Source organism: Paenibacillus sp. FSL L8-0340 (assembly GCF_038593145.1).
In the GTDB taxonomy this organism is placed as follows: Bacteria; Bacillota; Bacilli; order Paenibacillales; family Paenibacillaceae; genus Paenibacillus_AQ.
Map to the genome: position 1 here is coordinate 5,346,259 of NZ_CP151967.1, position 16,284 is coordinate 5,362,542.

At 47.6% G+C, this 16,284-nt stretch carries 8 protein-coding genes; 3 read left to right on the plus strand and 5 right to left on the minus strand.

What is annotated here, in order from left to right; translation table 11 throughout:
* Positions 1–41: 41 nt before the first annotated feature.
* The 3 genes from NST07_RS24480 to NST07_RS24490 all read left to right on the plus strand — a co-directional run bounded on the left by NST07_RS24480 (position 42) and on the right by NST07_RS24490 (position 2,100).
* Positions 42–581, plus strand: a complete 540-nt coding sequence (locus tag NST07_RS24480) for a PadR family transcriptional regulator (protein ID WP_340897144.1) — start codon at positions 42–44, stop codon at positions 579–581.
* 86 nt (positions 582–667) lie between these two features.
* Positions 668–1,366, plus strand: a complete 699-nt coding sequence (locus NST07_RS24485; RefSeq protein ID WP_341095006.1) for an ABC transporter ATP-binding protein — start codon at positions 668–670, stop codon at positions 1,364–1,366.
* A gap of 17 nt (positions 1,367–1,383) precedes the next feature.
* Entirely contained in the window at positions 1,384–2,100 is a 717-nt protein-coding gene (locus NST07_RS24490; RefSeq protein WP_341095009.1) for an ABC transporter permease, read from the plus strand.
* A gap of 64 nt (positions 2,101–2,164) precedes the next feature.
* Here the strand turns inward: NST07_RS24490 and NST07_RS24495 are convergent, their stop codons facing one another.
* The 5 genes from NST07_RS24495 to NST07_RS24515 all read right to left on the minus strand — a co-directional run bounded on the left by NST07_RS24495 (position 2,165) and on the right by NST07_RS24515 (position 16,256).
* Positions 2,165–3,622, minus strand: a complete 1,458-nt coding sequence (locus tag NST07_RS24495) for a hypothetical protein (protein ID WP_341379290.1) — start codon at positions 3,620–3,622, stop codon at positions 2,165–2,167.
* A gap of 176 nt (positions 3,623–3,798) precedes the next feature.
* Positions 3,799–5,760, minus strand: coding sequence for a serine hydrolase (locus NST07_RS24500; RefSeq protein WP_341095012.1), 1,962 nt, complete (start codon positions 5,758–5,760; stop codon positions 3,799–3,801).
* Positions 5,761–6,093: 333 nt separating this feature from the next.
* Positions 6,094–8,055: a serine hydrolase gene (locus NST07_RS24505; protein ID WP_342480306.1), complete on the minus strand. Its 1,962-nt coding sequence runs from the start codon at positions 8,053–8,055 to the stop codon at positions 6,094–6,096.
* A 676-nt stretch (positions 8,056–8,731) separates the two neighbouring features.
* Positions 8,732–12,319, minus strand: a complete 3,588-nt coding sequence (locus tag NST07_RS24510) for an alpha-amylase family glycosyl hydrolase (RefSeq protein WP_342480307.1) — start codon at positions 12,317–12,319, stop codon at positions 8,732–8,734.
* Positions 12,320–12,770: 451 nt separating this feature from the next.
* A complete protein-coding gene (locus NST07_RS24515) occupies positions 12,771–16,256 on the minus strand; it encodes a glycoside hydrolase family 2 TIM barrel-domain containing protein (RefSeq protein ID WP_342480308.1) in 3,486 nt (1,161 codons plus the stop codon).
* Positions 16,257–16,284: the final 28 nt, after the last annotated feature.

The window sequence follows — 16,284 nt, forward strand, 5'->3', positions numbered from 1 at the left end:
TTATACAATATTCAACGTTGAGTAATGGAGGTGGAAAGCGGTTGACACGATTACTTGTACTTGGAATGCTGAATGTTCAGCCTATGTCTGGTTATGATGTGCAGCAGGGGCTGCAGATGACAGATGCGGAACGCTGGGGTGGGGTGCTGATCGGTTCTATTTATCATGCACTGAAAAAAATGGAGCTGGAGGGTTATGTTGCGGTCACAAGCATTGAACAGACCGGGCATCGCCAAAAGGCGATTTACACCATTACTGAATCCGGAAAACAGTATCTGCAGGAGCTGATCAGCGATGCGCTAAAAGCTTCTTCTGTGCTATACCCTTCGAAGATGTATTCCGGTTTATCCTTTTATGAAAAACTGCCGCCGGAGGAATGCCGAAGAGCATTAGAACAGCAGCGCAGCACTCTACAGGATGAATACGACGCTGTGAAGCAAGGTTTTGAAGCCAAAGATGCAGCCATGCAGCATAACATCCCTCCAATGGTCATGTTGATCATGGATAATATGTTCGCTATTATCCGGCAGCAGCAGGATTTTGTTGAAAAGGCGCTGGCGCTTTTGGATACACAGGAATAAACACTCTCCCTCATAACTGAGGGAGAAAAAAATGCCCCTATACTCAACGATGAATAAACAATGTGAAGTAAAGGAGAGTGGAAAGGATGAACCTCATTGAAGCCAAAGGTATCCATAAGCAATTCCATAACCGTGAGGTAGTAAAGGGAATTGACCTGGAAATCAGGCAAGGAGAAGTTCTTGCTCTGATTGGCACAAACGGAGCCGGAAAATCAACCACCTTGGCGATGCTGTTGGGGATTTTGCAGCCGGATTCCGGCGAAATCACACGCTGGAGGGATGATTACCGTGCGCATATAGGTGTGCAGCTCCAATCGACTCCATTTTTTGAAGGATACACAGCTGAAGAGAATCTTGCACTTTTTGCGGCACTTTATCATGTGAAGCTAAGCAAGGCACAAATACGAAACAAGCTGGAGGAATGCAACTTAGCAGATGCAGGAAAAACACCAGCCGCCCGTTTGTCCGGCGGACAGCAAAAGCGGCTTGCCATTGCAGTCACTGCGATACACAATCCCGATTTAATTGTTCTTGATGAACCAGCGGCAGGGCTTGATCCCCGGGCACGTCAAGAGATTAGAAGAATGATTGAGCGGCTTGCCGGGAACAAAGTGACTGTGCTGTTCTCCTCTCATGATATGGAGGAAGTATCCCGTATCGCTGACCGCTTGATTTTGATGGATAACGGACAAATTGTTGCTGAGGGACAACCGGAAGACTTGTTGCAGCAATATCATGCTGAAAAACTGGAAGATCTATATCTTCAGTTGACCGATCATGCTTAGATTAGGAGGCAAATACAATGAATACAATATTCAGACTTACGCTTAAATCTGCAACCCGTGATCCATTTTTATTATTTTGGTCGATTGTGTTACCGATAGGCGGAACCATTGGCTTAGGAATGTTTATAAAATCTCCGGATTACCCTGAACGCATACTAACCGGCATGATGGCCGTCAGCATTTTGTTCTATTCATTTATGACCACATCCTTCGCGGTCCTGACACAGCGCCGAAGAGGTGTATACAACCTGCTGCGTGTAACCCCTATGTCTCTCTGGAAATATATATGCAGTATTTCAGGGGCATGGACACTGACTTCTCTTGTGTGTGCAATCCTCGTATTGATATCAGGTATTTTTGTTTTTGAGCTTAATATTGCAGTACGTTCGATTGTTGCATTGATTCCGGTAATAATCATCGCCACGATTAGCTATGTTTTTCTTAGCTTTTTTGCTGCCAGCCTGAGCCGGACGGAGAACAATGTGAGTATCCTGACGAATATGATTACCATTCCGCTATTGCTTTGCAGCAGCGCATTCTATTCCTTAGATGGTGCCCCAGGGTGGGTTCAGACGCTTAACCGGATTAACCCTTTTCAATGGTTTATCAACGGATTGCGCAATTCTCTGGCCATGGAGTGGTCCGGTTACTTTATAAGTGTGGGCCTGTTGGCATTGATGGGGGTTGCCACCTTTTTATTGGCATTAAGAACATTCAGATATGCTGATATATAAGTATCCCGCAGATTGAAACAGCGGCAGTCCTGGACACGAAAAACACGCCCAAAATGCCGCTGTTTTATTGCTTTTCGTTTGCGTCTTTTACCAAGAAACCCAGAAGACCTTTGGCATAAGGTTCTGGTTGACCTAATACTTCTACTGGTGTACGGTCAATTACGGTTGTCATTTTAATAAATGACCCTATCTGCTCATCCATAAAATCAATGTCCAGCTTGTCTAAATATCCGTTGGGTCCTGTTGCACATAAATAGTCAGGCGCTGGAACAAGTGAGATATTCGGTATCCCGGCGTCAAATAACGGTTGCCCTTCGCCGAAATATATATTGTTTATCGGTTTCAACGTTATACTTCTCACTTTCGTTCTTCCCTTAAGCGAATCCAAATAAATTGTATTCATCATCTCATTTGCTGTATACACAAGTTCAGTTTCAAGATTTCCGGTGTCGCTGTATCGGCTATTCTCCTGATTATCTTTCCATTCCCTGCATCCCAAGTGCTCCAGTGTAAGACCTGCCACCGCCTTCTGATGGCCTCCTTCTCCGTCCCAAAGTTCAGGATGATCATGCAGCCAGCGTGTAGTGGCTTGACCCTGTATACCGAATTGCGGAATTTGAAAGTGGCCTGTAACGAACACAAACACTAAATCCCTTTGACGCTGTTCCAATGGAAGCTTTGAGAAATACTCTGCCATCGCCAGCAGGCCAACCCCTCCGTTTTCCTCACAGGCATTCGGTCCGTCTGTATGGGTATTGATCAGGATATTTTCGCTTCTATTCGTTCCCGGAAGAATGGCATAAAGCGTATCGCTATCTGCATTTTCCTTGATTTCAGCATGCAGTACTAAACGTGCTTTAGCATGCCGGAGGGCTAGCTGCTTCAATTGATCTCCCGTGTTCCCGTCTACCCATAGAGCCGGACAATCTTTAAGTGCAGTTGTGAATGGAAGGTATTGCCCCCTAACGTTTTCTGCGGATATCTTTTTCCAGACACATACCAAGCCTAACACTCCAGCTTGTTTTGCCTCTACTAAATCCGGACCTTTCATTAACGAACTAACAACAGAATTTCTTAGTCCGAAAGGAAGCTTTGCGCTTTTAGGAAACGAGGTTCTTTTTCTAAGTGCTACCGAAGAGGGAAGTTTAGAAACGGTTACTTCCACAATCGCGATTTTTCCAGCCGCCTGTTTGAAATTTCCGGGTCCTGAACCACAATAGATCAGTTCACCCACAACGCCATCCTCTGTGGTTGTTCCTGAATAGGGATAGTAGGACGCAACGGGATATTCCTCTATGCCGCCTTGTTCCACCTGCACAAACAGATTCCATTGCTTCGCTTCCCATTTTGTGAATAAATGCTTGTCCCGGTTGACTTTCAGTCCCATGTCCGTTAATTCCTGTTCGAAAAAATCAATCAGCTTTCTATGTGCCTTATTTCCAGTAAATCGCGGGCCCCCTCTATTCAGCTCTTCTTGCCAATACCATAGCTTATCTTTGTCAGGAAGGATGTTGCTATTCATAGTACATAGCTCCTTTTTGCTGTAGCTCAACTTAATACTTTTCTTCATCACTGATTCCAGTATAAAGGTTGAAGTATACTGCAAGGTCAAGCTCCTCCTAAAATTAAAGACCCGCAGAGGGAGGGGTCATCCATCCCTTCTGCGGGTCTTTTTTGTATTTAAGCATCGCTTTTACATTAGAACAAATTTTTAAAAAGCAATCCCATCAGCACAGCAGATTCTTGATTTAACAGTGAATCCTTCGGCCGATAATGTACTGTTCCATTTGTTACTGTAACATCAGGACCATAGAGATGAAGGCCCACTACGAATTGCACACCTTCAGATGCCCATGGGCTGACATCCTCGCTTAGCTCAGCCTTTACAGGTTCAACCATTAAATTTTGCTTCACCAGCCTCCATACTATAGTACCTGCCTGCTCCCGGGTCACAGGCTCATCCGGGCGGAAGCTTCCATCCGAAAATCCCGATACGGCTCCGCTTTCAACTGCAGTCTGAATAACTGCCTCATACCGATGGCCCTTAGTATCGCTAAATTGACTAGGCCTTGTAGAAAGCGGGAAATCTGTAAACTTGAACAACTGGGCAATAAATTTGCCCCTTGTCATGGGTTCTTCCGGCTTAAATGTATCCTGGTCCTGCTGAATCACACCCAATTGAACGAGCGAATAAATATATTTTGCGTAAGGATGGTTCTCTGGAACATCAGAATATTTCGCAGGCTCAGGAAGCTTCTCAGACCAACTCCCCGCTTTGTTGTAGGAGAAATATTCCATGTTCCCGTCTTTATCCGCATGGAAGCCGGCAGGTAATCCCTCCTCATCATAGAACAGCAGATCCTTAGACTGGCGTAAGACATGCTCTCCCAAAGGATCTGACACCAGCAGAGTTCCGTCACCAGCCTTAATATCGTAGGTCCAGCCAGGCATACTCAAATCCCGATATAACCCTTCGAATGGATGCAGTTGCTCTTTCGTAGGCTTCGGCGTTTTAATCACAGGACTTATCCCTTTATCAGGGAAATAGCGGTTCATAAACTGCTCAAAGAAGGGGGCCCGAAGGTTGCCTTTATCAGTGTTAAATGCAATGAATATTCCCGTATTCTCTTCAGGCAGCAACCATAAATTGCTATGAAATCCGGGTAAATCGCCCCCCTTCTCGACGACAGTGTATCCATTGTAAGACGACGGATAAATAGTCTCCAGGCCATAACCGCTCCCCGGAATATCAGGATGAATAGTCACACTCTTCTTCTCCATCTCCAAGACTGAATCTTTCAATAAGATGTGTTTAGAACCCTGTTGTCCATAGTTAAGCATTGCCTGAAGGAATTTCGCCATGTCACTGCCTGTTGAGAACATGCCTCCTTCCGGACCGCTATCGGGGATATTGGGAATCTGTGCTTGAGGTTTCAGTGTAATGTCATAAGGGGTAGCTATGGCCTTCTTTACCTCACTGTTGAACAGCACATTACTGTTATCCATACCTAAGGGTTCGAACAAGCCCTTTTTCATATATTCTTCAAAGGTTGAGCCACTCGTCTGTTCGATAATGTAGCCCAGCAGAGAAAATCCATAATTGTTATATCTGTAGGCTTCACCAGGTTTACGGGTAACAGTAGGCACTGTTGCTTTTACATAATCCTCCAAGCTGTAGGCTTTACCAGGCTCAGGGGAGCCCCCTAAATCAAAACCCGAAGTATGAGTCATCAAATGCTTAAGAGTAAGCGGGGACCCTGTTTTATTAGGAATTTGCAAATGAGGCAAATAGCCCTGAATATCCTTATTCAAATCAACCTTGCCTGCCTCAGCCAACTGCATGATCCCCACAGAGGTAAGCAGCTTGGAGACGGAAGCCAGACGAAATACGGTCTTATCTGCATCGAAAGGTTTCTTGGCGGCAACATCAGCGTAACCGTAACCTTGGTTAAGCAATACCTTGCCATCTTTAACCACAACAACTGCAGCTCCTACAAGCTGTTCTTGAATTTCTTTCTGTTTAAAAAACTGATTGGTGAATTCCTTTACATCTGCCTGTTCCAGCTTTACATCTGAGCGCTGAACGGGTTCAGCTTTCGCCAGTGCTGTTGAAGGCAGTATAAGCAAGGTGGCAAGGGCCAGCCCGAGGATTTTTTTCATCATAAATCTCCTAATCATAGAATTGGTTAGCATGCCATAAATAAAAGGGTCTGTATAGTTTGTCCGTAGGTTTCAACTATGATGTCATCTGGTAACTCCCTCCTTTGTCTGCATCGGTATCCTATACCCTTTCTAGTTTACGCAATCAATTCTTAACAATCTTTATTTGATTCTTAACTGTTTCTTAAAAACTCAGCCCAAATCATTTTATGGTAGTATTTAGGATGTAGGAGGGGGTGCTCCAGTTGTGATCCTCCTAAAATTAAAGACCCGCAGAGGGAGGGGGTATCCATCCCTCTGCGGGTCTAACTTGTATTTCGGCCTGCTTGTATATTACAACAGATTCTGAATAAGCAATCCCAACAACACAGCCGATTCTTGATTTAACAGCATATCCTTCGGCCGATAATGTACTGTTCCATTTGTTACTGTAACATCAGGGCCATAGAGATGAAGGCCCACTACGAATTGTACCCCTTCAGATGCCCATGGGCTGACATCTTCACTTAACTCAGCCTTTACAGGTTCAACAATTATACTTAACTTCACCAGCCTCAATATCATAGCTGCTGACTGCTCCCGGGTCACAGGCTCATCCGGGCGGAAGCTTCCATCCGAAAATCCCGATACAACTCCGCCTTCAGCTGCAGTCTGAATGAAGGCCTCATACGGATGACCCTTAGTATCGCTAAACTGGCTAGGTGTTGAAGAAAGCGGGAAATCTGTAAACTTGAATAACTGGGCAATAAATTTGCCCCTTGTCATGGGTTCTTCAGGCTTAAATGTATCCTGGTCCTGCTGAATCACACCCAATTGAACGAGCTTATAAATGTATTTTGCGTAAGGATGATCCTCTGGAACATCAGAATATTTCGCAGGCTCAGGAAGCTTCTGAGACCAACTTCCCACCTTGTTGTAGGAGAAGTATTCCATGTTCCCGTCTTTATCCGCTTGGAAGCCAGCAGGCACTCCCTCCTCATCATAGAACAGCAGATCCTTCGACTGGCGTAAGACATGCTCTCCCCGAGGATCAGACACCAGCAGAGTTCCGTCACCAGCCTTAATATCGTAGGTCCAGCCAGGCATACGCAAATCCTGATACACCCCTTCGAATGGATGCAGTTGCTCTTGCGTAGGCTTCGGCGTTTTGATCACAGGACTTATCCCTTTATCAGGGAAATAGCGGTTCATAAACTGCTCAAAAAATGGGGCTCGAAGGTTGCCTTTATCACTGTTAAACACAACGAATATTCCCGTATTCTCTTCAGGCAGCAACCATAAATTGCTATGAAATCCGGGTAAATCGCCACCCTTCTCAACGACAGTGTATCCATTGTAAGACGACGGATAAATAGTCTCCAGGCCATAACCGCTCCCCGGAATATCAGGATGAATAGTCACACTGTTCTTCTCCATCTCCAAGACTGAGTCTTTCGTTAAGATGCGCTTAGAACCCTGTTGTCCATAGTTAACCATCGCCTGAAGGAATTTCGCCATGTCACTGCCTGTTGAGAACATGAGTCCTTCCGGACCGCTGTCAGGGATATTGGGGAGCTGTGCTTGAGGCTTCAGTGTAACATCATAGGGGGTAGCAATGGCCTTCTTTACCTCACTGTTGAACAGCACATTACTATTATCCATACCTAAGGGTTCGAACAAGCCCTTTTTCATATAACTTTCAAAGGATGAGCCGCTTACCTGTTCGATAATGTAGCCCAGCAGAGAAAATCCATAATTGTTATATCTGTAGGCTTCACCAGGTGTATGGGTAACAGTGGGCACTGTTGCTTTTACATAGTCCTCCAAGCTGTAGGCTTTACCAGGCTCAGGGGAGCCCCCTAAATCAAAACCCGAAGTATTGGTCATCAAATGCTTAAGGGTAAGCGGGGACCCAGTTGGATTCGGAATTTGCAGATGAGGCAAATAGCCCTGGATATCCTTATTCAAATCAACCTTACCCGCCTCAGCTAACTGCATGATCCCCACAGAGGTAAGCAGCTTGGAGACGGAAGCCAGACGAAATACGGTCTTATCTGCATCGAAAGGTTTCTTGGCGGCAACATCAGCGTAACCGTAGCCTTGGTTAAGCAATACCTTGCCATCTTTAACCACAACAACTGCAGATCCAACAAGCAGTTCTTGAACTTCTTTTTGTTTAAAAAATTGATTGGTGAATTCCTTTACATCTGCCTGGTCCAATTTTACACCTTGGCGCTGAACGGGATCCGTTTTCGCCAGTGCTGTTGAGGGCAGTATAAGCAAGGTGGCAAGGGCCAGCCCGAGGATTTTTTTCATCATAAATCTCCTAATCATAGAATTGGTTAGCACTCCATAAGCAAAAGGGTCTAAATAGTTTGTCCGTAGGTTTCAACTATGATGTCATCTGGTAACTCCCTCCTTTGTCTGCATCGGTATCCTATACCCTTTTTAGTTTACGCAATCAATTCTTAACAATCTTTATCTGATTCTTAACTGTTTCTTAAAAACTCAGCTCAAAGCATTTTATGGTAGTATTTAGGGTATAGGAGGGGGGATGGATTATATTCTTTAAAAAATTCAGTTTCTGGTTGCCGCTGCTTTCTTTGATCTGTTGCTTCATTAATTTATCTGGAAATGATGATAAAAACTTGCTACTGGCTTTTACCAGTCCGTTACTTTTATGGTTTGAACCTCAGTTGACGGATTTGCATCAATCTATGAAAAGCGAGCTCCTTTGGAAGTTTGTTCTGTGTGGAATCCATTTTTTCTCATGGCTATTTATAGCGCTTATTATAGATTGGGGAATCTCACGTTACAGAGCGGCTAAAAATAACAATTAACCGAAGGTTTTTGGAGTTCGTGATGCGATATTTGGAATGTAAAAAAACCGCCGGGCACTTTGGTAAGTACCTGGCGGGTTATGTTGTCTATTCCAGAGGGATCATGGATCGAGCCGAGGCTTCATACTCTTGGGGGATGAATGGTTTGCTGGTTACTTCAGGTAGGTACCCGTGACTCCAATTCCACCGCTGCCGTTTAACACATACACTCTCGCATTTCCTTTACCGGAGCATGTCAGTGTAATTGTGCCGTTAGTAACGGTTTTGGAATCTCCGGTCACCGCATCCACGTAAGTTCCGTTCGGAATTCCGGTAAAAGTGGCATTTCCCGAAATCGTAACCAATGCAAAGCTGTCAATGCCTTTGGCGTTGTCGGTATATCTTCGCTTAAACGCCAGGTTGCCCGTTACATTCTCTGTAGAATACTGACCTTTCTGCAAAGCAGGAACCGCTCTTCTGATTAGATTGAGCTGTCTGATATGTTTGGCCAGAGGATAGTTGAGCGAGTCCGCAAGTGTGCCGGTAGCATTGGTATATCTGCCGTAATCTTGTACCGTAACACTGCCTTCAATGTGGTCGCCGTAGTAAGCGCGGCCTGTTGTGCTGAGCGGTGCGTTTGGACCTACATCGATAACAGACCCCTTTTTAAATTCGATTTCAGAGCCATAGAAAATGGCGGGGATTCCCCGGAAAGTGAACATCAGAGCGAGATTCTCAGCCCAAGTGTCCTGTGTACCGGCAAAGCGCTGATTTTCCGGAGCCTGGTCAGGAGCATAGTCATGAGAGTCGATGTAGGTTACATTCCAGGTTGCATCGTTATAGAATTGGTCGCCGCTTTTCATGCTGAATGCTTCCTGTGCTGACTTGAAGGCCCAATGCATAGGAAAATCAATTACATCCATACCCGATTTCATCGAATAGTCAGGCGCATGATAGGTATTGCCGATCAGGAAAGCATTGTTCGAGGTAGGCTGTCCTGCTGTAGTCGAGTTGTCTGCCCACTCCTGTTCAACCGACGCTTTATTGGAAGCGTAGTCATTTGTGTTATCGCCCGGATACGATTTCGAAGATTTCCAGGTATAAAATGGTGTCGAAATTGCCGGAATCCCGCTGTTCCATACATCTCTGTAGCGGGTGGCCACTTCACCAAAGATAAAGAAGTCCGAGCCGCCTCTTGTCTTCCAGGCAGGAATAAAGTATTTATTAAAAATATAGCGGCTCACATGCTTCACTGTATCGAGACGGAAAGCATCTACACCCATATCAATATATTGGTTATAGGAGTCTATCAAATACTGGTCAACTACAGGATTTTCCGTGTTGAGGTCGACGCAGTCTCCGGCAATCTGCCCTGTCTGTACGGTATAGGATTCCCAGGAAAGACTTTTCTCCGTATGGTAAATGTTATTGTTCTGCCCCTCTGTCTTCATCAAGGCAAGTCTTGCCTGATATTGCTGATCGGGTGTCATGGAATCATAGTTTGCCGGCAGCTTATCCGTTATTTTGAGCATGTTGTTAACAGTGTCCGGCTTGGTCTCATCTTTCTTGAACATGGGGAACAGATTCTCTTCACCGAAGTTACCGGTATGATTGACGACAATATCCTGAATAACCTTCAACCCTTTGGCATGGGCCGCATGGATCAGCTCCTGATAGGAAGCGCCTGCCGATTCATACCTTGGATCTACTTTGGCAAAATTGATCGGGTGATAACCATGATAATCATAACCGCTCGCATTCTCTACAACAGGTGTAATCCAGATGGCACTGAATCCGAGAGCTTTGATGTAATCGAGCTTTTGAATCAGCCCCTTGAAATCGCCTCTCCAAGCCGGGTCCGAATCCGGATTATTCGCCTTGGCATCATCCCATGCGTGCACGTTGTTGCTCGGATCGCCATCATAGAACCGCGAAGTGATCACGAAATAAATGCTGTCTTCCCGGAAATCTCCCGACTTTCCAATGTTGTAGACGAAGCTTTGCGTGGTTTGATTACCGGCGCCGTCTATCACAAGAAACTTCAAAGTAGTGGTTTTGGAGATAAGTATGGAAGGTCCAGTCAAGCCGGTCAGTGCATTGCCTGAAATATAGGCTTTAGAACTTGCGGATGGTTCCGTACCATCATCTGTGTAGTATGCCCTCGTCGTTGCTGCCTTGTTATCTTTTATCGTGAAGGATACAGTGACCTGGGACTCAGAATGCCCAACAGGCAAATTTGCTGTGATTGCCGGGGCTTGAAAATCGGCATTTAAGTCAATCACATAAGCGAAAGAGACTACATTTCCTGCTTGACCCAATGAGTTCACACCAAAAGCCTTGATGGTCAAAGAGGAAGCCACCTGAATTGGCGAGGTATACAAGGCCGATGCTGTCGTAGGTGTTGAGCCGTCTGTTGTATAGTAAATTTTATCGCCGCTATTGGTACTGGAAAGTTTCACTGTCTGGGCAGAATCATATGTTTTCGGCGCAGGAGAGACTGAAACCACTGGAATTTTGGGGATTTCCGGGTTGGCTTCATACCACACGTTATCCGTGTAATACCAGGACTCCTTCACACTGCGGGACAAATCGCCCGTCTGTTTGCCGCTGCCGTCATTAAAAATCAGACTCGCGCCCGCAGCATCAGCAATCGTATAGCTGTACCAGTCGTTCCCATCCGGCTTCATCAGAATTCCCGGCCATGCCCCGCTTGTTGGAACGGTTGCCGGGCTCAGATTCCAATAATGGATTCGCATCGCTGAATTCCAGCTTGAAGGTTTCTTAATGTGAACCGTTACCCCGGCTGCGGTAGCTGTGGGTGTCGGCGTTACGGTTGCTGTAGGTGTTGCAGTTGCTGTAGGTGTCGCAGTTGCTGTAGGTGTCGCAGTTGCTGTAGGTGTTGCAGTTGCTGTAGGTGTTGCGGTAGCTGTAGGTGTCGCAGTTGCTGTAGGTGTTACGGTAGCTGTCGGTGTTACGGTAGCTGTCGGTGTTGCTGTCGGTGTTGCTGTTGCTGTCGGTGTTACGGTAGCCGAAGGAGTAGCTCCAGGCGAGACAGTCACATAGTCGATATTAATGTTTCCAGTGTCAGTGGAGTCGTATTTGTAAGCAACGGTATTATTTCCGGCCTGCAAGGAGAGCGTTTCTGTCTGGTCGCCCCATGTATCCCAATTGGCCAAGCTTGGTAACGTTGTCTGTTTTACTTTTATTCCATTGACATAAATGGAGAGGTTTTTGGCGCTGCCCGTTGCATTCGCATAGCGGAGAGTGGTATTATAGGCGGCCTGACTGGAAGTCTGGACGCTGAAAGTTGCAACTGCTCCGGGGGCGGTGTATCCATCCAAAAACCCGGTCCCGGAATATCCGGCGTGGTTTGTATTTACTTTTGCACCTCCTGATAAGCCTGCGTTCTCTGCTTCGTATTTCCCGGTAACCGGAATGGTGACCGTCCAGTTTTTCCCGCCATTGCTATCCCAGTAATCTGTCGGGGCCGTAATATGATAACAATAAATTAGTGTGGCACCCTCCGGCACATTGATGTTCGCCGTAAATGTGGTCCCATTCCTGGCCATAGCCGTGTCCACAGTATTCGTCCAGTTATTGGTAGTCCAGTGCAATGTCACAGCTGTCGCTGTAGAGCTTGTATAGGTGACCGTATAATCGGTATCGCTGGCCGAAGCCCCTCCTGATAAGCCGAATAAGCTGAAGCAAAGCGAAAAAATAACCAACCATGAAACTAATTTCCGAGCTGTTTTTCGTGCCAAATAAACAACCTCCTGATTAATTTTAATGGGATAGGGCGCGCAAACGTTTGCATCAAAGAGAAAAAAAAGAATAGCTTTTAATTTGACAACATTGGTCCATTGATCTCCTCCTCCGCTGGTACTTTTGGAAAGATCCATCATGTGTATACGCTTACAATTAGAGTCTTCAAGAAGTATCCGCTACGCTGTTACACAGAGTTTCATATCTCCAATGAATTTTCCTGTTATGATTATAGTCTCCATACATTTCCAGGTCAATGAATCTCTTTGCCTATTAAGCTGTAGCTATAGCTACAGAATTTTCCGATATATTCGTCCTGATTGTCGATTATTAAGCTACACTGTCAACAATTGTTGGGTCAGCAGTCCCCCCTTTCCACATGCGCAAATAAAAAAACGCAAGACCACCGCCTTTGCGGGTATCTTGCGTTTTAGAGCTAGCATTACCCTCCTAATCAGCAGACGGCCGGAACTGAAACCACTGGAAGTCAAACCGGCTGCCTGGCAGGAACAAGAAGGTTACAGTCCGGCTGCCGCTTACAGGCTCAAGGATAAATTCCCGCTCTGTGTAGCCGTCTGAACCGGCAAACTCCACAAGCTGCTTGGATTCAACCCCGGGACCGCTGAACAGCAGATGAAGCGTATTGTTCTCAAGTGCAGATCGCCCGCAGATTGCAATCCGTGTACAAACCTGCTCTCCAAAGTCCATCCCGTCAAACACGAGAGAAACATTGTTCCCGATGCCTTCGATAGCTGTCTCCGTGACGTTGAAGGTATCTCCGTAAATCCGGCTGTTATCAAGAGCGGCGAGCCGTTCATAGGCTTTGTGCTTGTGGACAAACCGGAACCCCTTCAGATGTATCTTCCGCCGCAGGACAAAGGAGAGGGAAGTGATGCCCGTCAAACGTTTGGGCAGCTTGTAGGTTTCCTCCTGATATACATTCCATTGTGACGGCTTCTGGTAGGTTACGATAGACAGCAGCCCGGCCCCCGGCTCTCCGGGAATGCCTTCCCAAATTTCAACCGGGAACTCTTCGCCGTCCAGGGAGAAAATAGGAAGAATGATTTCATCCGCCCCATAGTCGCCGAAATCAATCCGTTCGAAACAGATCCGGCTCTCCCCTTCCCGTGCCGTTGCAACGCCGCGATCATTGCCGTTGGTCAGGTTAAGGCTGGCCCCGCTGTGATAGCCGGCGGAAATAAATTCATAGGGGTCCAGATAAGCTTGGCCTAGCCCGGTGAGCTTGAATTCCATATGCGAATAGAGCCGAATCCCATCAGCACCGTTGGCAGTGCCGCAGCGAATGTACACATCCCCATCTCCAAGACCGGTAATGACCGCTGCATGACCATCCGCCTTAATAGCCGCTATATTGGCATCTATCCCTCCGGCATTGGTAATGCGCCACTCTACATCCTGAAAGGTAGCATTCTCCGGATGGAGCTTCACACGAACCGGAAGCGCGGGATGCTCCGCAGTAAGGACATTGCCCTCAGGACAGATCAGTTCCAGCTTGCGCACAGGAATTTCCGCAGCCGCCCTGCTCTGAATTTCTCCCGGTTCTTCCCTTGCCTCCAAAGGACAGTCCGCATAGAGGTATAACCCGTCTTCCGCAGCAGTTCCGGGCTCCGGTGCTGCGGACTGCAGCACAAGCCCGGCGGAAGGCATTTCCGGCGAAGAAGCACGCAGGATGATTGTGCCCGTCTCCCGGGTGCCGGCAATCACAGCGAGCAGCTTGCCGCTGAACATCTTGCGGCTTACACCTTTGTATGGATCGTAGTCCGTGCTGTCGCCATTATCCAGACCAACCAAACGCCCGGGGCCTTCTATACTAAGGCTAACCCGGTTATTGGCGTTTGCCACCGGAAGACCTTCCTTGTCAGCTGCGGTAATCGTAACAAAGATCAGGTCCTCACCATCAGCCGTAATTTGCTGCTTATCGGGAGTCAGGACCAGCGAGGCGGCATCGCCAAAGGAGGATTGCTGCTCCGTAGCAATCACATTGCCCAGATCATCATAGGCAACTGCACGAAGAACACCAGGAGAATAAGGCAGCTGCCATTCTCCAAGCAGCTTGTGGCCATTGACATGATCGATGTCATAGGTGCCTTGGGATACATCATTGAAGAACAGCTCAATCCGCGGAGCATTCGAGCAAACCCGGACATCAATGAGCTGCCCCTCCGAGAAGTCCCAGTACGGGAAAATGTGGATCATCGGATGGGTTCTGTAATCCGTCCATTCCGCCTGGTAAATGTAATAAGCATCCTTCGGAAACCCTGCCGTGTCCAATTGTCCGAAGTAGGAGTTTTTGGTGAAGTACGGAGTCGGCTCTCCGATATAATCGAAGCCGGTCCACAGAAACTGTCCGAGTGAATAGGTGGCATCGCGGTCGGCCGTGATGCAGGCCTCCGTGCTTTTGGCTCCCCAGCTGGTTGAGCTGTTGCCGAGGGAGGAGCACTGCTGATCATCGTCGGCCAGCACTGGCTGGGCCAGCGGGAAATGATAAACGCCCCGGCTTTGCACCGTTGAACAGGTCTCACTGCCATAGATGATCCAGTCGGGATGCTCCTGATGCTGGCGGTCATAATATTTCTCCCCGTAGTTGTATCCCGCCACCTTGACAATATCGGCGCATTTCTGCGCGTTCTCCCAAGGCATGTAGTTGGAGCCAATCGTTACGAAGGCATTACCCCTGGGATCGTGGGCGAGCACCTCATCCTGCAGCTGCCTTGTGACCTCCTGGCCGCGGGCATCAGCATGGGTGTCGTAGATCTCATTGCCGATGCTCCACATGATGAGGCTGGGATGGTTGCGGTCCCGCCGCACCCAGCTGGCCACATCCTTCTTCCACCACTCCGGGAAGAAACGGGCGTAATCATAGGGAGTTTTGCTGCGCTCCCACATGTCGAAGGCTTCCGAGACGATAAGCATGCCCATTTCGTCCGCCAGTTCCATCAATTCAACCGCAGGCATATTATGCGCGGTGCGTATGGCGTTCACACCCATTTCCTGCAGCAGGACGAACTGCCGCCGCAGTGCAGCCTTGTTGACGGCAGCGCCCAGACAGCCAAGGTCATGGTGCTGGCACACACCGTAAATTTTGACGTGGTTTCCGTTCAGGAAGAAACCTCTCTCACTGTCCAATTCCACCCGGCGGAATCCGAAGTTTTGCCGTTCTTCTTCAGCAACTTCATCCTGATCCAGCAGCTCCGTCTGGAGTGTATACAGACAGGGATTGCCGATATCCCAGAGCACCGGCCGGTCTACGGTCAGACGGCTGTGGGCATGAACGATAAGACGGCTGCCCTGCGCCGGAAGCGCAGATTCCCCATGTGCGATTGCCGTTCCGGCGTCGTCCAAAATGGTGTGGCTGAGCTTCAGGCCCGATGTTTCTGCTCCTTCTTCCACCTGCAGCTCACAGTCCACATCGACTGTCCAGGCTTCGCCGCCCGCATGCCGGGCGGCAATATAAATGCCATCGGGTGCTATATGAGTCTTCGGATAAGTCTTCAGCCACACAGAGCGGTAGATCCCGGCACCTGAGTACCAGCGGGAATTGGGTGATTCATGAATGACACGCATATTAATCGTATTGTCTCCCTCAATCAGATATGGGGTAATATCGAATTCAAAGGTCGAGTATCCGTATTTCCATTCGCCCGCCACATGTCCGTTCACATAAAGCGTAGAATTCATATACACTCCCTCAAAACGCAGGGACAGGCGGCTGTGGGCTGGCACTTCGTCCAGGGTGAGGATTTTGCGGTACCAGCCCTCTCCGTTTTCATAGAGCCCTTGAGTGTTGTAGATCAGCCAATCATGAGGCAGCGAAACCGGCATCCAGTCCGCATCGGCGGCTACCTTCGCCAGCTCCGAATGAAGCGGCTGTTTACTGAAATGCCAGCCAGCATTCAGTTTTCTTTTGATACTCATATGGATAAGATTCCCCCCGTTTGTGGAT

Coding starts and splice junctions, on each gene's coding strand:
- NST07_RS24485 (WP_341095006.1), top strand. CDS start 668: ATGAACCTCATTGAAGCCAAAGGTATCCATAAGCAATTCCATAACCGT.
- NST07_RS24490 (WP_341095009.1), top strand. CDS start 1,384: ATGAATACAATATTCAGACTTACGCTTAAATCTGCAACCCGTGATCCA.
- NST07_RS24495 (WP_341379290.1), bottom strand. CDS start 3,622: ATGAATAGCAACATCCTTCCTGACAAAGATAAGCTATGGTATTGGCAA.
- NST07_RS24500 (WP_341095012.1), bottom strand. CDS start 5,760: ATGAAAAAAATCCTCGGGCTGGCCCTTGCCACCTTGCTTATACTGCCT.
- NST07_RS24505 (WP_342480306.1), bottom strand. CDS start 8,055: ATGAAAAAAATCCTCGGGCTGGCCCTTGCCACCTTGCTTATACTGCCC.
- NST07_RS24515 (WP_342480308.1), bottom strand. CDS start 16,256: ATGAGTATCAAAAGAAAACTGAATGCTGGCTGGCATTTCAGTAAACAG.